Origin of the sequence: Nonomuraea sp. KM90, assembly GCF_052246675.1 — a bacterium.
Classification (GTDB): domain Bacteria; phylum Actinomycetota; class Actinomycetes; order Streptosporangiales; family Streptosporangiaceae; genus Nonomuraea.
The window spans coordinates 1-18,406 of sequence record NZ_JBQQCB010000019.1 but is presented as its reverse complement, the minus strand read 5'-3'; the positions used below and the strand labels follow the sequence as shown (position 1 = coordinate 18,406).

Here is an 18,406-nt window from a genome sequence, read left to right as displayed (position 1 = left end):
TGGCATCATGGTCCGAAATCGGACTCTTGCGAGGTGCAGTGGGCATCGAGATCGAGGACAAGTTCGACGTTTCCCCGGAGTACGCGGTCCCGGACCTCAGTGGGCTGGCGGACGTGGTAGGCCCGAAGAGCTACCAGCTCGTGGCTCTTTACTACGACACGCCCGATCTGCGGCTGGCCTCCCGAGGCGTCACGCTCAGGCGAAGACGGGGTGGCGCCGATCCGGGCTGGCATCTGAAGTTGCCCAAGGCCAAGGGCGTACGCCAGGAGATCACCCACCCGCTCACCCGCAGCACCAAGGTCGTGCCCGATGAGCTGGCCGAACTCGTCCGTGCCTACACCCGCGGCGCCGAGCTGCAGCCGGTCGCCGAGCTGGACACCCGCAGAACCGTCACGGTCCTGCTCGACGGCGAGACCGGCCTGGTCGAGATCGCCGACGACCGCGTCAAGGGCACCGTGTACGGCGAGGAGCCCAAGGTCGTACGGTGGCGCGAGGTCGAGGCCGAGCTCCTCGAAGGCGGCAGCCAGGCGCTGCTGGCCAAGGTCGGCAAGCGGCTCAGGAAGGCCGGGGCCAGCCCGTCCGAGGCGGCCAGCAAGCTAGCGAAACTGCTCGAGCCCGCCCCACTCCCCACGGCCCCCACGAAACCGGGCTCGGCGGGCGAGGTCGTCATCGCCTACCTGTCCGGCCAGGTCAGGGCCCTCCTCTCGCAGGATCCGCGGGTCCGCCGGGCCGAGGAGGACGCCGTGCACCAGATGCGCGTGGCCTCCCGGCGGATGCGCAGCGCGCTCAAGGCGTTCAAGACCGTCGTGGTCGACACCGGCGAGCTCCAGGAGGAGCTGCGCTGGCTCGGCAACGTGCTCGGCGAGGCCCGCGACCTGGAGGTGATCCGGGCCAGGTACGCCAAGATGCTGGCCGGCCTGGCGCCGGAGCTGGTGACGGGTCCCATCCAGACCCGGCTCGGCTCGGACCTGCAGAGACGCGAGGAGGAGGCGTACGGGCGGATCAAGGATGTGCTCAGCGGGGAGCGCTACTACGTCCTCCTCGACGCGCTGGACGAGCTCGTCTCCGCCCCGGCCCTGGGCAAGGCCGCGGCCAAGCCGGCGGAGGAGAAGCTGCACGCCATCGCGGTGGCCAACTGGGAGCGGGTGACCAAGGCGTACGACCACGCCCAGGCCATCGACGACCTGGAACGCCGCGAGATCGCCATGCACGACGTGCGCAAGGCGGCCAAACGCGCTCGTTACACCGCCGAAGCGCTCCAGCCGAGCCTGGGTGGCGGCATGGGCAAGCTCGCGAAGCTGTCCGAGGACATCCAGGAGGTTCTCGGGACCTACCAGGACGGGGTGGTCGCGCAGGAGACCCTGGCCAAGGAGGCGGAGAGCGCGCGGCAGGCGGGCGAGGACACGTTCACCTACGGGCTGCTGATCGGGATCGAGCGCAATGCCGCCGAGCGCGCCCACGCGGAGTTCCCCAGGGTCTGGAAGGAGACGCTCAAAGCGGTTACGAAGGTTCTATGAGTCACCTTCCTACCATTCCCTTCGAACGCAGCAGTCTGCTCGAGGTGCCCGAGGCGTACCGGGAACTGCGGGCCGAGAAGGGCATCGCGAAGGTACGCACCCGGATGGGCGACGAGTTCTGGCTGGTGAGCGGGTACGAGGACGCCCGCTCGCTGTTCAACGACGGCCGGCTCGGACGCTCGCACCCGGAACCGGACAAGGCCGCGCGTCTGTCGGGGTCCGCCCTGCTCGGCGGGCCCCAGGGCGACGCGGCCACGGAGAAGGCCGAGCACGACCGCATGCGCAAGCTGTTCATGCCGTCCTTCTCCGCGCGCCGCATGAAGCGGCTCGGCGACCACGTCGGCTCGCTGGTGGACGAGCGGCTCGACCACCTCGCCAAGCTCTCGCCGCCGGCGGACCTGCACGCCGAGCTGTCCTTCCCGCTCCCCGTGCTGGTCATCTGCCAGCTCCTGGGCGTCCCGTACGAGGACAGGGAGTACTTCGGCGGCGTCTCCCAGCGCATGGGGGACATGCTGGACACCGAGAAGAGCCAGGCCGCCAGGGAGGAGCTGAGCGCGTACATGGCCGGCCTGATCGAGCGCAAGCGGCGCGAGCCGGCCGAGGACGTCCTGTCGGACCTGGCGAAGGAGCTGGACGACGACGGGACGATCGCCGACCTGGCCGCGGCGCTGCTGTTCGCCGGGCACGAGACGACGGTCAACCGCATCGACTTCGGCGTGCTGCTCCTGCTCGCCAACCCCGACCAGCTCGACCTGCTCAAGGCCGATCCGGGGCTGGCCCCCGGCGCGGTGGCGGAGATCCTCCGGATGGCCGTGCCCAGCCTGCACGGCCTGCCCAGGTACGCGCACGAGGACATCGAGATCGGCGGCCGTACGATCCGCAGGGGCGAGGCGGTCGTGATCATGCCGGGCGCGGCCAACCGGGACGAGCGGATCTATCCGGATCCGGATGTGTTCGACCTGCGCCGTCCGCAAACCGACCCGCACCTGAGCTTCGGGTACGGCCCGCGCTTCTGCATCGGCGCCGGCCTGGCCAGGGTCGAGCTGGAAGCGGTGTTCAGCAGGCTGTTCCAGCGCTTCCCGACCCTGCGGCCGGCCGTCCCGGAGGCGGAGCTGCCGCGCAGCGAGGGGAGGATCGCCGACGGGTACGCGCGGTTGCCCGTCACGTGGGATAGCGCTCGACGCTGACCACGCGCCCGCCGGCCCTGTGCAGCACGGCGAACGCGCCCTTGCGCAGGTGCACGCTCTTGCCGCTCAGCGCTTCGATCAGGCCGGGCAGCACCTTGCCGTGGCTGCACGCGACGGCGGGCGCGGAAAGGTCCCCGACCAGCGCGGGGGTCTTCTGCGGATCCTGGCTCTCCTCGCTGAGCAGCGGCTCGATCCTGATGTCGGCCCCGACCTCGCCCGCGTACGGCTCCAGCGTCTGCACGCAGCGGGCGCTGGGCGAGCTCAGCAGCAGCTCGGGCCGGTAGGCGGGCAGGGCGGTGGCCAGGTTCGAGGCCTGGGAGGCTCCGTCGGTGTCCAGCGGGCGCGCGACGTCCTCGCCGGTCCACTCGCTTCTGGAGCCGGCCGAGCCGTGCCGTACGAGGACGAGGGGCACGGTCTCCAGCGGCGCGGTGGCCAGGGCGCGCAGCAGCCCCACGTCCCACTCGTACGTCAGCAGCCGCCTGGCCTCCGCCAACGGCAGCCAGCGCAGCTTGTCGACCTCGTCACCGGGCTCGAACCCGCCGTCGGCGGCCTCCTGCGCCACCCAGTAGTCCACCCGCTTGAGCCGGCCGGTGCTCATGTAGTGGACGGGCGGCAGCGCGCGGCCGAGCAGCACGGTCAGGCCGGTCTCCTCGCGCACCTCGCGCAGGGCCGCCGCGATCACGTGCTCCCCGGACTTCAGCTTGCCCTTGGGGAAGGTCCAGTCGTCATAGCCAGGGCGGTGGATGACGGCCACCTCGGGGCTGCTCTGCTCGCCCCTCCAGACCACGGCTCCGGCTGCCCGGAGCAGGTCAGTCATCAACGGTCCTCCAGCGGCGGGTGCCGATGAGACGGCTCTGCAGGTCCTCGCCCTGATGGCGGGCCCAGGTGCCGTCGGAGTTGAGCCACCACGCGTTCGTGGTCTCTGCCATGGCGTGGTCCATCAGTTCGATGAGATAGGCCTTGTGCTGCTGCGACGTCACCTTGACCAGCGCCTCCACGCGGCGGTCGAGGTTGCGGCGCATCAGGTCCGCGCTGCCGATCCAGACCTCGGGCCGACGTCCGAGGCCGAACTCGTACACGCGGGAGTGTTCGAGGAACCGCCCGAGGACCGAACGTACGCGGATGTTCTCCGACAGGTCAGGGATGCCTGGACGGAGGATGCAGATGCCGCGTACCCACAGGTCGACCGGGACGCCGGCCCTGGAGGCGCGGTAGAGGGCGTCGATGATCGGCTCGTCCACCAGCGAGTTGGTCTTGATCCTGATCCGCGCGGGCCGCCCGGCCTGCTGGTGGGCGATCTCCCGCTCGATCCTGGCCACCAGCCCGCTGCGCATGGAGTGCGGCGCCACCAGCAGCCGCCGGTAGGCGGAGTGGTGGGAGTAGCCGGTCAGGTGGATGAACAGGTCCGTCACGTCCTCGCCGACCAGCGGGTCGGCCGTGAGCAGGCCGAAGTCCTCGTACTGGCGGGCGGTCTTGGGGTTGTAGTTGCCGGTGCCGATGTGGCAGTAGCGGCGCAGCTCGCCGGACGGCTCCTGGCGGACGACCAGGGCGAGCTTGCAGTGGGTCTTCAGCCCGACCACGCCGTAGACGACGTGGCAGCCGGCGCGCTCCAGCTTGCGGGCCCAGGAGATGTTGGCGTGCTCGTCGAAGCGGGCCTTGATCTCCACGACCACCACGACCTGCTTGCCCGCTTCGGCCGCGTCGATCAGGGCGTTCACGATGGGGGAGTCGCCGCTGGTCCGGTAGAGGGTCTGCTTGATCGCCAGGACCCTGGGATCCTCGGCGGCCACCTCGATGAAGCGCTGCACGCTGGTGGCGAACGAGTCGTACGGGTGGTGCAGCAGCACGTCGCGCTCGCGCAGGGTCGAGAAGATGTCGTCCTCGGCGTTGATCACCTCGGCCGGCACGAACGGCCGGTAGCTCAGCTCGCCCCGGTCCAGGTCGGCGATGGCGTGCAGACCCGACAGGTCGAGCGGCCCGGGCAGGCGGTAGATCTCGTGCGGGGCCAGCTCCAGCTCCTCCACCAGCGGCGCCAGCACCTCGGGCGTGATGGTGTTCTCGACCTCTAGCCGCACGGGCGGGCCGAACCGCCGCTTGAGCAGCTCCTTCTCCAGGGCCTGCATGAGGTTCTCGGTGACGTCCTCGTCGACGTCGAGATCCTCGTTCCTGGTGACGCGGAAGACGTGGTGCTGGAGGATCTCCATGCCCTTGAAGAGCTGCCCGAGGTGGGCGGCGATGACATCCTCGAGCGGGACGAACCGGTCCTTGGACGCGGGCACGAAGCGGGGCAGCTGCGAAGGAACCTTGACCCGGGCGAACACGGTGTGATCGGTCGCCGGATTCCTCACCAGGACGGCAAGATTCAGGCTGAGCCCGGAAATATACGGAAACGGGTGGGCGGGGTCCACGGCCAGCGGCGTCAGCACCGGCCTGATCCGCTCCCTGAACAGCTTGCGCAGCTCAGTACGCTCCTCGCGGCCCAGGTCGTCCCACCGGACGATCTCGATGCCTTCGCCGGCGAGCTGCGGGCAGATCTGCTGGTGGAAGGCCGCCGCGTGCCGCCTGGCCAGCTCGTCCGCGATCGTGGCGATCCTGGCCAGCTCCTCGCGCGGCTTGAGCCCGCTCTTGGTCCGCAGCAGCAGGCCGGTCGCCATACGGCGTTTGAGCCCGGCGACACGGACTCTGAAGAACTCGTCCAGGTTGTTGGCGAAGATGGCGAGGAAGCGGACCCGTTCGAGCAGCGGCAGCGAGGGATCCTCGGCCAGTTCGAGCACGCGCTCGTTGAACTGGAGCCAGCTTTCTTCGCGGTTGAGAAACCGCTCCTGTGGTAGGGGCAGGTCGTTGGCAGGCTGGAACGGTTCCGCGGACATATGGCGTATATTGCCCCGTTTGGTTGAACAGAACGTTAACGTAGCCGCAACGGCTTACCCCGGATGGTCAGCCCTGCTCAACCCAATCGTCACTCCTGACGCCCTACTCGTTCAAGGCTCACTCAGGATGATCTACCTGTTCGAGACGGGCGGCCCGCTCGGCCAGCCGGGCCTCCCGCTGGCGGATCTTCTCCTCCCGCTCGCGGGCCTTCTCCGCCTCCTTGAGCAGCCGCTCGCGCTCCTTCAGCTCGCGCACCCGGGCCTTCTCGGCCTCCTTGAGCTCCCGCTGGCGGACCTTCTCCGCCTCCTTGAGCTCCTTCTCGCGGGCCTTCTCGAACTCGCGCAGCTCCTTCTCGTTGGTGGTGCGCGGCTTGACCGCGGGCGTGTGCGCGCGGCTCGTGGCGGTGATCGTCGGGTTGGGGTTGAGCCCGGTCAGGCCGTTCCACGCCAGGTTGACCAGATGGGCGGCGACCTCCTCGCGACCCGGCTTGCGCACGTCGAGCCACCACTGGCCGGTCAGCGCGACCATGCCGACCAGCATCTGGGCGTACATCGGCGCCAGCTTGGGGTCGTAGCCCCGGGAGGCGAACTCGTCGGCCAGCACGTCCTCGACCTGGCTCGCGATCTCGCTGATCAGGCTCGCGAACGTGCCGGTGCCCGAGGCGGCGTGCGAGTCGCGCACCAGGATGCGGAAGCCCTCGCTGCTCTCCTCGATGTAGCGCAGCAGGGCCAGCGCGGCCCGCTCCAGCTTGACCAGGGAGTGGGAGGCGGCGAGGGCTTCGGTGATCATGCCGAGCAGCTTCTGCATCTCGCGGTCCACGACGACCGCGTAGACGCCTTCCTTGCCGCCGAAATGTTCGTACACCACGGGTTTCGACACCTGTGCGGTAGCGGCGATCTCCTCGATAGAGGTCCCGTCGAACCCCTTCTCGGCGAAGAGGGTGCGGCTGATGTGGATCAGCTGCTCTCTCCGCTCTGCACCGGACATACGTCTGCGGGATCGGGGTTCGGTCACGGTCTCCATAATGACGGCCACGGATCCATGGCCGTTCACCGCCTGATTGACATCAGGCAATGCGCTTCGCCGCCAGACGCTCAGGCGTCGGCCAGCGGACGTCGTACACCCAGCCCAGCTTCTCGAAGATCCGGATGAGGCCGGCGCTCAGGTCGATCTGGCCCTTCAGCGCGCCGTGCCTGGCGCAGGTCGGGTCGGAGTGGTGCAGGTTGTGCCAGGACTCGCCGAAGGAGGGGATGGCCAGCCACCACACGTTGCGCGACTTGTCGCGGACCTGGAAGTCCTCCTCGCCGAAGACGTGGCAGATCGAGTTGATCGACCAGGTCACGTGGTGCAGCAGCCCGATGCGTACGAGCGAGCCCCAGAACAGCGCGGTCAGCCCGCCCTGCCAGGACCAGGTGAACAGCAGGCCCAGCACGCCGGGGAGCAGGATCGAGGTGAGCGCGAGCGCGCCGAACCACTTGTGCAGCTTGAGCACGTCCTGGTCCTTGCACAGGTCGGGGGCGTACTTCTCCCGGTTGGTCCGCTCGCTCTCGAACAGCCAGCCCATGTGGGCGTAGAGCAGGCCCTTGGCCATGTTCTTGAAGCCAGGGCCGAAGCGCCACGGCGAGTGCGGGTCGCCCTCCTTGTCGGAGAATTTGTGGTGCTTGCGGTGGGTGGCCACCCAGTCCAGCACGGACATCTCCAGCGACAGGCTGCCCGCGATGCCCATCGCGATCTTCAGCGGGCGCTTGGCCTTGAACGAGCCGTGCGTGAAGTAGCGGTGCAGGCCGACGGTGACGCCGAGTCCGGAGACGACGTAGAAGACGAAGGCGATGGCGATGTCCGTCCAGCCGAGTCCCCACCCCCAGGCCAGCGGCACGGCGGCCGCGATCGCGACGAGGGGCAGCCCTACGACCAGGCCGAAGATGACGAGTTCGGACTTGGACTTCGGCTCGGGTTCGAAGTCGGGCTTCGGGGCAGATGATGAGCGCTCGGCAAGAACGGTCATGGGCGACCTCCAACGACATGTATGAGGATGAATGTCCGGTCTACGCAACCGTAACCTACGCCAGCGTAAGTAAGGAAGACCTAAGGCGTGAATGTGGAGAAGGTGACGCTCCGACGCCTGAGGTGCGTGGGTTTCGTGTCTTGCGCCGTTTCGGAGGGTCTGTTACGCGAGTGACGTGGCGAGGCGCGGGTGAGGGAGAATTACCGGCGCGCGCCAGGGTGCGGGGTCGGTATCGTAGGGGGGTGTCGGACATCACGTGTCCGATCCGTCCCGGATCGTCTAATCGGCAGGACAAGTGGTTTTGGTCCACTTTGTAGGGGTTCGAGTCCTCTTCCGGGAGCTCTGAGGTGCCTCCCCCCGAGAATGTTCGGGGGAAGGACAGGTATCCTCACGGTGTCGGGAGGGTAGCTGCCCAGTGGGCAGGCTGCGACGGGCCGCTGAACGCGGCCCATTCGCAGCTGTGCAGTCGATGCACCGAACCCTGATCCGTCCAGTCACAGGGAGCCTCAGTCCGTGAGTGTGCCGCGCCCGGCAGCCGTCATCGTCCTCGCCGCCGGCGAGGGCACCCGGATGAAGAGCCAGACCCCGAAAGTCCTGCATGAGGTGTGCGGCCGCGCGCTGGTCGACCACATGCTCTCCGCCGCCCGCGACCTCGGTCCCGAGCAGCTCATCGTCGTCATCGGCCACGCGCTGGAGCGGGTCGGCGGCCATCTGGCCGCCACCAGCCCCGACGCCCGCGCCGTCGTCCAGCGGGAGCAGCGGGGCACCGGCCACGCCGTGCGGACCGTGCTCGAAGAGGTCGGCACGATCTCCGGCACGGTCCTGGTCACCTACGGCGACGTGCCGCTCCTGCGCACCCAGACCCTGACCGAGCTGCTCGAACGGCATGCCGCCGACGGCAACGCGGTCACCGTGCTGACGGCCGAGGTGCCCGACCCGACCGGCTACGGGCGGATCATCCGCGACGACGCCGGCGCGGTGCTGGAGATCGTCGAGGAGAAGGACGCCAGCCCCGCGCAGCGCGCCATCAGGGAGATGAACTCCGGCATCTACGCCTTCGACGGCCTCCTGCTCGCCGACGCGGTCAAGCGCGTGTCCACCGACAACGCCCAGGGCGAGGAATACCTCACCGACGTCCTGGCCATCCTGCGCCGCGACGGCCACCGGGTCGGAGCCTGCGTGGCCGGCGACTTCGTCGAGGTCGAGGGCGTCAACGACCGCGTGCAGCTGGCCGCCGCCCGCAAGGTGCTCAACCAGCGCCTGCTGGAGGCCCACATGCGCGCCGGCGTCACGATCATCGACCCGGCCAGCACCTGGATCGACGTCGGCGTACGCATCGAGCCCGACGCGGTCATCCACCCCGGCACCCAGCTCCACGGCAGCACCGCCATCGAGGCCGGCGCCGAGGTCGGGCCCGCCACCACGCTGACCGACACCCTCGTCGGCGAGGGTGCGGTGGTCCGCAACGCCGTCTGCGACAGCGCCGAGATCGGCCCGGAGGCCAACGTGGGCCCCTACGCCTACCTGCGCCCCGGCACCGTCCTCGGCCGCAGGTCCAAGGCCGGCACGTTCGTCGAGATGAAGAACACCAAGGTCGGCCAGCGCTCCAAGGTGCCGCACCTGTCCTACGCGGGGGACGCCACGATCGGCGACGACGTCAACATCGGCGCCTCCACGGTCTTCGTCAACTACGACGGGGTCAACAAGCACCACACCACCGTGCGTGACGGCGCGTTCGTCGGCTGCGACACCATGCTCGTCGCTCCCGTGACGGTCAACGACGGCGCCTACACGGCGGCGGGCTCGACCATCACCGACGACGTACCCCCCGGCGCCATTGGTGTGGCACGTGCGCGACAGCGCAACATCGAGAAATGGGTCTTGCGCAGGCGCGCGGGCACGAAGTCGGCAGCGGCCGCGGAGCGGGCGCTGACCGAGCAAGAGCAGGAGAGTCAGCAGTGACCAGCATCAAGCAGCCCGGCGAGAAGAACCTCATGCTCTTCTCCGGGCGGGCCCATCCGGAGCTGGCCGAGGAGGTGGCCGAGCACGTCGGCGTCTCCCTCACCCCCACCAAACTCATCGACTTCGCCAACGGCGAGATCTACGCCCGCTACCTGGAGTCCGTACGCGGCTGCGACGCCTTCGTCATCCAGAGCCACACCGGGCCCATCAACAAGTGGATCATGGAACAGCTCATCATGGTCGACGCGCTCAAGCGGGCCTCCGCCAAGCGCATCACCGTGGTCATGCCGTTCTTCGGCTACGCCCGCCAGGACAAGAAGGGCCGCGGCCGCGAGCCCATCACGGCGCGGCTGATGGCCGACCTGTTCAAGACCGCGGGCGCCGACCGGCTCATGTCGATCGACCTGCACACCTCGCAGATCCAGGGCTTCTTCGACGGCCCGGTGGACCACCTGTTCGCCATGCCGGTCCTGGAGAGCTACCTCAAGAACAAGCTCGACCTGGAGAACACCACGGTCGTCTCGCCCGACACCGGCCGCGTGCGGCTGTCGGAGCGCTGGGCCGACACGCTGGGCACGCCGCTGGCGTTCATCCACAAGCGCCGCGACCTCGACGTGGCCAACTCGGTGAAGGTCAGCGAGGTCGTCGGCACCGTACGCGGGCGCACCTGCGTGCTCATCGACGACATGATCGACACCGCGGGCACGATCTGCAAGGCGTCCGACGCCCTCTACGAGCAGGGCGCCACCAACGTCATCGTCGCCGCCACCCACGCGGTCTTCTCCGACCCCGCCGTGGATCGGCTGAAGAACTCCCGGATCTCCGAGGTCGTCGTCACCAACACGCTGCCGTTGGCGCAGGCCAACCGCTTCGACAAGCTGACCGTGCTGTCCATCGCGCCGCTCATCGCCCGCGCGATCACCGAGATCTTCCAGGACGGCTCGGTCACCAGCTTGTTCGAAGGGGACACCTGAGCCATTAAGCTATGAGGGTTGCGCTCGTAACGCCTTCCGCTAGGGCGGGTGAGGGGGAGCGCAGACAGTCCGTCTACCGCATCCCTAGGAGATGTCGTGTCTGAAGTACGTATCGCCGCCGAGCCGCGCACCGTGTTCGGCAAGGGCGCCGCTCGCAAGATCCGCCGCGCCGACAAGGTGCCCGCCGTTCTCTACGGGCACGGCATCGAGCCCAAGCACCTGACCCTGCCGGGCCACGAGGTCCTGCTCGCCCTGCGCACCGCCAACGTGCTGATCCACCTCAAGGGTGACGGCGTCGACGAGCTCGCCCTGCCCAAGGGCGTGCAGCGCGACCCGATCAAGGGCTTCGTCGAGCACGTCGACCTGCTCCTGGTCAAGCGCGGCGAGAAGGTCACGGTCGAGATCCCGGTCACCACGGTCGGCGACGTCAACTCCGAGGGCCTGCTCGACCAGCAGCTCGTCTCCATCGCGGTGGAGGCCGAGGCCACCCACATCCCGACCGGTGTCGAGGTCGACGTCGAGGGCCTCGAGATCGGCACCGTGGTCACGGCCGCCGACCTGAAGCTGCCCCAGGGCACCACCCTGATCGCCGACCCCGAGGTCGTCGTCCTGCACGTCATCAACAAGCCGGTCGAGGCTCCGGCGGAGACCGAGACGGTCGCCGAGGGCGAGACCGCGGAGGCCGCCGAGGGCGAGTCCGCAGAGGCCTCCGAGTAGGCGCGACGGGTTCACTCGTGAACGGGGCGGCCGGACTCGAGCCGTCCCGTTCCGCTGCAGGGGGATCTCATGGATCGCTGGCTGATCGCCGGACTGGGCAACCCGGGCCCCGAATACGCGGGTAACCGGCACAACGCGGGCTTCATGGTGCTCGACGAGCTGGCCGCCAGGGCCGGCGGGCGGTTCAAGGCCCACAAGAGCCGGGCCGAGGTGTGCGAGACGCGTGCCGCCATCCTGGCCAAGCCCCTGACGTACATGAACCTCTCCGGCGGGCCCGTCAAGGCGCTCGCCGACTTCTACAAGATCGGCCCCGAGCGGCTGATCGTCGTCCACGACGAGCTCGACGTGCCCTACGGCGCGCTGCGGGCCAAGCTGGGCGGTGGCGACAACGGCCACAACGGGCTCAAGTCCATCACCAAGGTCCTCGGCACCCGTGACTATCTCCGGGTCCGGTTCGGCATCGGGCGCCCGCCCGGCCGCATGGACGCCGCCTCCTTCGTGCTCAGGGACTTCGCCACCATGGAGCGCAAGGACCTGCCCTTCCTCGTGGACCGGGCCGCCGACGTCGTGGAGTCGCTGATGACCCGCGGCCTGGAGGCCACCCAGAACGACTTCCACCGGGCTGATCTGCACATTTCCGGCCCTCCTCGCTGATCACCGCATAGGGTCGTTCGCCGGTTCCCGGCCTCCCGCGCGGCTACGATCTGTGACTGTCCATTCAGGAATGGTCGCCTGGAGGCACGCGTGCGCGGTGAAGGTCTCATGGCCGTCGTGAGGACCGGTCATGGGGTTGGCTGGGGGGCCGGTCCGCGCACGCTTTCCTGGGTCCGCTCCTACCGGCTGCTGGCGGTGCTGGGCGATCTGTGCGGGGCGGGGATCGGGGCCGGGACCGCGTTCTCCGTCAGGTTCGGCGGGTTCACACCGTACGTGCTGCCGTACCTGCTGGTCAGCGTGGTGCTGCCGGTGGTGTGGTGCTGCGCGGTGGCGCTCACCCGGGCCTACGAGCCGCGCATGCTGGGCGTCGGCTCCGAGGAGTTCCGCCGGGTCGTGCAGGCGGGCGTGGCGCTGACCGCCGGCACCGCCATCGGCTCCTACGTGACCAAGACCGACGTGGCCCGCGGCTACGTCGTGCTGGCCCTGCCGCTGGTCACGCTCTTCACGCTGGTCTTCAGGTACGCCCTGCGCCGCTCCCTGCAGCGCCGCAGGGCCGCGGGCGCCTGCATGCGCAAGGTGGTCGCGGTCGGCCATCCGGCCTCGATCGCCGAGCTCGTCCGCCTCTTCCGCAGGGAGCGCCACCACGGCATGGACATCGTGGCCGCCTGCCTGCCCGGTGGGCACGCCGGGCAGCGGGTGGACGACGTGCCGGTCGCGGGCGACCTCAGCGACGTGCCGATCGTGGTGGACCAGTACGACGCCGACACCGTGGCCGTGCTGGCCTGCCCCGAGATGGACGGGCACGCGCTGCGGCGGCTGGCCTGGCGGCTGGAGCGCACCCACACGGAACTGGTCGTCGCGCCCGCGCTGATGGACGTGGCCGGGCCGCGCACCATGATCAGACCGGTCGCCGGGATGCCGCTGCTGCACGTCGAGCACCCCGAGCTGGGCGGCGCCAGGCAGCTCGTCAAGAACGTCTTCGACCGGCTGGTGGCCGCCACGCTGCTGGTGCTGCTGTCGCCGGTCCTGGCGGGGCTGGGGATGGCCGTACGCGCGACCAGCCCCGGTCCGGCGCTGTTCAGGCAGACCAGGGTGGGCCGGGACGGGCGGCTGTTCACGATGCTGAAGTTCCGTACGATGCGGCGCGGCTCGGAGCAGCAGAAGATCACTCTGGTCAGCGACCGCGACGGGCTGTTGTTCAAGATCCGGAACGATCCACGCGTCACTCCTCTCGGCACGCTGATGCGCCGGCACTCGCTGGACGAGCTGCCGCAGCTCATCAACGTCGTGCTGGGCCACATGTCGCTCGTGGGGCCCCGGCCGCCGCTGCCGGAGGAGGTGGCACGCTACGGTGACGACGTGCGCCGACGACTCCTCGTACGCCCTGGGCTGACCGGGCTGTGGCAGGTCAGTGGTAGATCTGACCTATCTTGGGAGGAATCCGTACGTCTAGACCTGCGTTACGTGGAGAACTGGTCCCTCACTCTGGACCTCCAGATCCTGTGGAAGACTTGGTCGGCCGTCGCCCGCGGGCAAGGAGCATATTGATGACGATTCGCGACGACCACGCCCTCGCCGGCGATCTGGCGACCGAGGCGGGCGAGAGGCTGCTGCGGATCCGCGAGCGCACGGGGTTCGGCGACCCGGCCGCGCTGCGGGCCGAGGGCGACCGGGCCGCCCACGTCTACCTCATGGAGTCGCTGGCCCGGTTGCGGCCCAGCGACAGCGTGCTGTCGGAGGAGGCCACGCGCGAGGAGCGGCTCGACCCGCGCCGGTTGGGCGCGGAGCGGGTGTGGATCGTGGATCCGCTCGACGGCACCCGGGAGTTCTCCGAGGAGGGCAGGGCCGACTGGGCCGTGCACGTGGCGTTGTGGGAGCGCGGCAGGCTCAGCGCGGGCGCCGTGGCGCTGCCGGCCCAGGGGCGCACGCTGACGACCGCCGAGCCGCCGAAGCCGCTCTCCCATGAGAAGGGCCGGTTCCGGATCGCGGTGAGCCGCACCAGGCCGCCCGAGTTCGTGCAGAAGCTGGCCTACCTCGTCGGCGCCGACCTGGTGCCGATCGGGTCCGCCGGGGCCAAGATCTCGGCGGTGCTCACCGGCGAGGTGGAGGCGTACGTACACGCCGGTGGCCAGTACGAATGGGATTCCGCCGCGCCGGTCGCCGTAGCGCTGGCCGCGGGGGCCCACGCGAGCCGTATCGACGGCTCCGAGCTGACCTACAACCAAGCCGACCCGTCACTACCGGATATCCTGGTTTCCCTACCGGAGCTGGCGGCATCCCTGCTCGCCGGGATCCGGGACCTGCACCGCTGAACCGCCGGAGGAAGCTCCCATGCTCCAGCGCGACTACACGACGTCGCAGCTCGACGTGCTCGAAGCAGAGGCCATCCACATCATGCGTGAGGTGGCGGCCGAGTTCGAGCGTCCATGTCTGCTCTTCTCCGGGGGCAAGGACTCGATCGTCATGCTCCGCATCGCGGAGAAGGCGTTCTGGCCCGCCGCCATCCCGTTCCCGCTCATGCACGTGGACACGGGCCACAACTTCGACGAGGTCATCGAGTTCCGCGACCGCCGCTCGGCCGAGCTGGGCGCGCGGCTGATCGTGGCCAGCGTGCAGGACTCCATCGACCAGGGCCGGGTCGTCGAGGAGACCGGCCGGCGCGCCTCGCGCAACCGGCTGCAGACCACGACGCTGCTCGACGCGATCGAGGAGCACGAGTTCGACGCGGTGTTCGGCGGCGCCCGGCGCGACGAGGAAAAGGCCCGCGCCAAGGAGCGGGTGTTCTCCTTCCGCGACGACTTCGGCCAGTGGGACCCGAAGAACCAGCGCCCCGAGCTGTGGAACCTCTACAACGCGCGCATCCGCAAGGGTGAGCACATCCGCGTCTTCCCGCTGTCCAACTGGACCGAGCTCGACGTCTGGGACTACATCAGGCGCGAGGGCATCGAGATCCCCTCCATCTACTTCGCCCACACCCGCAAGGTCTTCGAGCGCGACGGCATGTTGCTGCCCGACTCCGACGTCGTCCAGCGCGGCGACGACGAGCCGCTGTTCGAGTCCGTGGTGCGTTACCGCACCGTGGGCGACATGACCTGCACGGGCGCCGTCAAGTCCACGGCCGTCACGGTCGAGGAGATCATCGAGGAGATCGCGGCCACCCGGATCACCGAGCGCGGGGCCACCAGGGCCGACGACCGCTCGTCCGAGGCCGCGATGGAAGACCGTAAGCGAGAGGGTTACTTCTAAATGGACATTCTTCGCTTTGCCACTGCGGGAAGCGTCGACGACGGCAAGTCCACCCTCATCGGACGGTTGCTCTTCGACTCCAAGGCGATCTTCGAGGACCAGCTCGAGGCCGTCGAGCGGACCTCGCGCGACCGGGGCACGGAATACACGGATCTGTCGCTGCTGACCGACGGCCTGCGGGCGGAGCGGGAGCAGGGGATCACGATCGACGTGGCGTACCGCTATTTCGCGACGCCGCGCCGCAAGTTCATCATCGCCGACACGCCCGGCCACATCCAGTACACGAGGAACATGGTCACCGGCGCCTCCACGGCCGACCTGGCGATCATCCTCATCGACGCCCGCAAGGGCGTGCTGGAGCAGTCGCGGCGGCACGCCTTCCTGACCTCGCTGCTGCGCGTCCCGCACCTGGTGCTGGCCGTCAACAAGATGGACCTGGTCGACTACTCCCGGGAGCGCTTCGAGGAGATCAGGGAGGAGTTCACGGCGTTCGCGTCCAAGCTGAACGTCTCCGACCTCACCTTCATCCCGATCTCCGCGCTCAACGGCGACAACGTGGTCTCGCGGTCGGAGAACATGCCGTGGTACCTCGGCACCTCCCTCCTGCACCACCTGGAGAACGTGCACATCGCCTCCGACCGTAACCTGACCGACGTGCGCTTCCCCGTCCAGTACGTCATCCGCCCGCAGCGAGCCACCGACCACGCCTTCCACGACTACCGCGGCTACGCCGGCCAGGTGGCGGGCGGCGTGCTCAAGGCCGGTGACGAGGTGATGCACCTGCCGTCGGGCCTGACCACGCGGATCGCCTCGATCGACACCTTCGACGGGCCGGTGGAGGAGGCGTTCCCGCCCATGTCGGTGACGCTGCGCTTCGAGGACGACCTCGACATCTCGCGCGGCGACATGATCGCCCGGCCCAACAACCAGCCGCAGGTGGCGCAGGAGCTGGAGGCGATGGTCTGCTGGATGGCCGACGGCCTCAAGCTGACGCCCAGGTCCAAGCTGACGATCAAGCACACGACCCGCACCGCCCGCGCGATGGTGCGCGATCTGCACTACCGGCTCGACGTCAACACGCTGCACCGAGACGAGGATGCGACGTCGCTCGGCCTCAACGAGATCGGGCGGGTGTCGCTGCGGGTCACGCAGCCCATGTTCGTCGACGACTATGCCCGCAACCGGCTGACCGGCGGCTTCATCCTGGTGGACGAGGCCACGAACGGCACGGTCGGCGCCGGCATGATCATCGACGCCAGCTGAGGTAGATCTTTTAGGGTTCTCGTTACCCGCTGATTACTCTGCGCGCTAGGGTCATCGCGTTCCGTGTTCACGCGACGCGAAGGCCCTTCCCGTGACCGATCCCACTCCCGCGACCGCCCAGGTGGTTTACCTCGGCGGCCTCGGCCGCAGCGGCACCACGCTGCTCGAGAGGCTCCTCGGCGAGCTTCCCGGCGTGGTGGCGCTGGGAGAGGTGGTGCATCTCTGGGAGCGGGGGATCCTCGCGGAAGAGCTCTGCGGGTGCGGTATGGCCTTTCCGTCCTGTCCGTTCTGGCGCTTCGTGGGGGAGCGCGCGTTCGGTGGATGGACCCGGCGGCTGGCCGAACGGATCCTGGCCCTGCGGGCCAGGGTCGACCGCACCCGCAGGATCGCGCGCATCGCCCATCCCGACCTGGCCGAGTACGCGCGGGCGTACCGGCAGCTGTACGACGCGGTGGGCGCGCCGGTCGTGATCGACTCCAGCAAGCACGCGTCGCTGGCCTGCTGCCTGGTGGCCGGCGGGCTGGACGTACGCATCGTGCACGTGGTCAGGGACCCGCGCGCGGTCGCCCATTCCTGGAGCAGGACCGTGCACCGGCCGGAGGACGGCCACCCCATGACCCGCTGGAGCCCGGCCCGCACCGCCGTCCACTGGGCGGCCCAGAACGCCGCGCTGGAGCTCCTCCCCGGGCGCGGGGCCCGCGTGACCAGGATCCGGTACGAGGACCTGCTCGCCGACCCCGGGGCCACCCTCAAGGCGCTGGCGCTCCGGCTCGGGCTGCCGGAGCCCGAGCTGCCGTTCATCGAGGGGCGCACCGCCTGGCTGGGGCCCTCCCACACCGCCTCGGGCAACCCGATGCGCTTCCACGTGGGGCGGGTGGAGCTGCGGCGGGACGACTCGTGGCTGTCGGGCCTGCCCGACGGCGACCGGCGCATGGTCAACGCCCTCACGTGGCCGCTCAGGGCCCGGTACGGCTACGCGGGGGCGGCCGCGTGAGCCGGTGGCCGTCCGTCGGGGTGGTCATCCCGACGCGCGGGGACCGTCCCGGGCCGCTGCGCGAGGCCGTGGAGGCGGTGCTCTGCCAGGACTACGCGGGGGAGCTCTCGGTGGTCGTGGTGGCGGACGGGGTGCCGTTGCCCCGGGTGGGCGGATCCGTACGGGTCCTGGGCAACAGGCTCACCCCCGGGCTGCCCGGCGCGCGGAACACCGGCATCGCCGCCTGCGACACCGACCTGATCGCCTTCTGCGACGACGACGACGTGTGGCTGCCCGGCAAGCTCACCGCCCAGGTGCGGGCCCTGCGGGACGGGGGCGAGTTCGCCAGTTGCGGCATCGAGGTCGAGCACGGCCGCCGCCGCGTGCCCCGCCTCGCCGGCGCCTCCGCCATCACCGTGGCCGACCTGATCCGGTCGCGGATGGTGATGGTGCACTCGTCGACGTTCCTGTTCCGGCGCGGCGTGCTCTGGCCCGACGAGAGCGCGCCCGGCGGCCAGAACGAGGACTGGGACCTGGCCCTGCGCGCCGCCAAGCGGCGACCGCTCGTCCACGTCGACCAGCCGCTCGTCCGGGTGCGCTGGGCCGGCTCCCACTACGCCGCCCGATGGGCGGACCGCATTGCCGGGCTCGAATGGATGCTCGCCCGGCACCCCGAACTGGCCGTGGACCCGTGCGGCGCGGCGCGGGTCTACGGCCAGCTGGCCTTCGGGCACGCGGCGCTCGGGCAGCGCGGCTCGGCCGTCCGCTGGGCCGCCCGCAGCTTCGCCTCCCGAGCCGGCGAGCCGCGCGCCGCGATCGCGCTCGCGGTGGCGGCCGGCCTGATCTCCGCGTCCACCGTCCTCTCCGCCCTCCACAACCGAGGACACGGCATTTGACCCCCCACCCCCACGTCGGCTCCCCTTTGGGGGCTGCTTCGGCTTCGGGGCCCGCTTCGGCCGTGAGGATCGCCTCACCCCCCGGCGCCGCCCCACCTCCCGCCACCACCCCACCGCCCCGGCGGCCCAGCGTCCCCGCAC

General features: G+C 69.7%; 16 protein-coding genes and 1 tRNA gene. 13 read left to right on the top strand and 4 right to left on the bottom strand.

What is annotated here, in order from left to right; genetic code table 11:
- The first annotated feature begins 38 nt into the window (after positions 1–38).
- Complete coding sequence (locus ACTWPW_RS21450) at positions 39–1,517, top strand: CYTH and CHAD domain-containing protein (protein ID WP_443169718.1); 1,479 nt, start codon at positions 39–41, stop codon at positions 1,515–1,517.
- Positions 1,514–2,704 (top strand): cytochrome P450, encoded by a 1,191-nt coding sequence (locus tag ACTWPW_RS21445; RefSeq protein ID WP_375113270.1) that lies wholly within the window; start codon positions 1,514–1,516, stop codon positions 2,702–2,704. Before ACTWPW_RS21450 ends, ACTWPW_RS21445 begins: the two co-directional genes overlap by 4 nt.
- Here ACTWPW_RS21445 and ACTWPW_RS21440 read toward each other — a convergent pair.
- The 4 genes from ACTWPW_RS21440 to ACTWPW_RS21425 all read right to left on the bottom strand — a co-directional run bounded on the left by ACTWPW_RS21440 (position 2,679) and on the right by ACTWPW_RS21425 (position 7,580).
- Complete coding sequence (locus tag ACTWPW_RS21440; RefSeq protein WP_375113271.1) at positions 2,679–3,521, bottom strand: NUDIX hydrolase; 843 nt, start codon at positions 3,519–3,521, stop codon at positions 2,679–2,681. The genes ACTWPW_RS21445 and ACTWPW_RS21440 overlap by 26 nt on opposite strands.
- Positions 3,514–5,574 (bottom strand): RNA degradosome polyphosphate kinase, encoded by a 2,061-nt coding sequence (locus tag ACTWPW_RS21435; protein ID WP_375113272.1) that lies wholly within the window; start codon positions 5,572–5,574, stop codon positions 3,514–3,516. Before ACTWPW_RS21435 ends, ACTWPW_RS21440 begins: the two co-directional genes overlap by 8 nt.
- Positions 5,575–5,692: 118 nt before the next feature.
- The gene (locus ACTWPW_RS21430; RefSeq protein ID WP_443169785.1) at positions 5,693–6,598 is read right to left on the bottom strand and encodes a TetR family transcriptional regulator; all 906 of its coding nucleotides are present in this window, start codon (positions 6,596–6,598) and stop codon (positions 5,693–5,695) included.
- Positions 6,599–6,641: 43 nt separating this feature from the next.
- Positions 6,642–7,580, bottom strand: coding sequence for an acyl-CoA desaturase (locus ACTWPW_RS21425; protein ID WP_443169717.1), 939 nt, complete (start codon positions 7,578–7,580; stop codon positions 6,642–6,644).
- A gap of 268 nt (positions 7,581–7,848) precedes the next feature.
- Between ACTWPW_RS21425 and ACTWPW_RS21420 the strand changes: the two genes are divergently transcribed.
- From ACTWPW_RS21420 to ACTWPW_RS21370, 11 genes are all read left to right on the top strand, one after another.
- Positions 7,849–7,920: transfer RNA gene (locus ACTWPW_RS21420), tRNA-Gln, on the top strand.
- A gap of 173 nt (positions 7,921–8,093) precedes the next feature.
- On the top strand, positions 8,094–9,542 hold the full coding sequence (gene glmU / locus ACTWPW_RS21415) for a bifunctional UDP-N-acetylglucosamine diphosphorylase/glucosamine-1-phosphate N-acetyltransferase GlmU (RefSeq protein WP_443169716.1): 1,449 nt from the start codon (positions 8,094–8,096) through the stop codon (positions 9,540–9,542).
- A complete protein-coding gene (locus ACTWPW_RS21410) occupies positions 9,539–10,516 on the top strand; it encodes a ribose-phosphate diphosphokinase (RefSeq protein WP_364128928.1) in 978 nt (325 codons plus the stop codon). The genes glmU and ACTWPW_RS21410 overlap by 4 nt, the downstream gene beginning before the upstream one ends.
- Positions 10,517–10,612: 96 nt before the next feature.
- Positions 10,613–11,233, top strand: coding sequence for a 50S ribosomal protein L25/general stress protein Ctc (locus tag ACTWPW_RS21405; protein ID WP_443169715.1), 621 nt, complete (start codon positions 10,613–10,615; stop codon positions 11,231–11,233).
- Positions 11,234–11,302: 69 nt separating this feature from the next.
- Positions 11,303–11,887: an aminoacyl-tRNA hydrolase gene (gene pth, locus ACTWPW_RS21400; protein ID WP_364128934.1), complete on the top strand. Its 585-nt coding sequence runs from the start codon at positions 11,303–11,305 to the stop codon at positions 11,885–11,887.
- A 108-nt stretch (positions 11,888–11,995) separates the two neighbouring features.
- On the top strand, positions 11,996–13,435 hold the full coding sequence (locus tag ACTWPW_RS21395; protein ID WP_443169714.1) for a sugar transferase: 1,440 nt from the start codon (positions 11,996–11,998) through the stop codon (positions 13,433–13,435).
- Positions 13,435–14,199: a 3'(2'),5'-bisphosphate nucleotidase CysQ gene (locus tag ACTWPW_RS21390; RefSeq protein WP_375113276.1), complete on the top strand. Its 765-nt coding sequence runs from the start codon at positions 13,435–13,437 to the stop codon at positions 14,197–14,199. Before ACTWPW_RS21395 ends, ACTWPW_RS21390 begins: the two co-directional genes overlap by 1 nt.
- Before the next feature lie 19 nt (positions 14,200–14,218).
- Positions 14,219–15,133 carry a sulfate adenylyltransferase subunit CysD gene (cysD, locus tag ACTWPW_RS21385; RefSeq protein ID WP_364128942.1) on the top strand — a complete coding sequence of 305 codons (915 nt, stop codon included), beginning with the start codon at positions 14,219–14,221 and terminating at the stop codon, positions 15,131–15,133.
- Positions 15,134–16,396, top strand: a complete 1,263-nt coding sequence (gene cysN / locus ACTWPW_RS21380) for a sulfate adenylyltransferase subunit CysN (protein ID WP_364128945.1) — start codon at positions 15,134–15,136, stop codon at positions 16,394–16,396.
- Between the two features lie 91 nt (positions 16,397–16,487).
- Positions 16,488–17,390, top strand: coding sequence for a sulfotransferase family protein (locus tag ACTWPW_RS21375; RefSeq protein WP_375113278.1), 903 nt, complete (start codon positions 16,488–16,490; stop codon positions 17,388–17,390).
- Complete coding sequence (locus ACTWPW_RS21370; protein WP_375113279.1) at positions 17,387–18,265, top strand: glycosyltransferase family 2 protein; 879 nt, start codon at positions 17,387–17,389, stop codon at positions 18,263–18,265. The genes ACTWPW_RS21375 and ACTWPW_RS21370 overlap by 4 nt, the downstream gene beginning before the upstream one ends.
- The last annotated feature ends 141 nt before the right edge of the window (positions 18,266–18,406 follow it).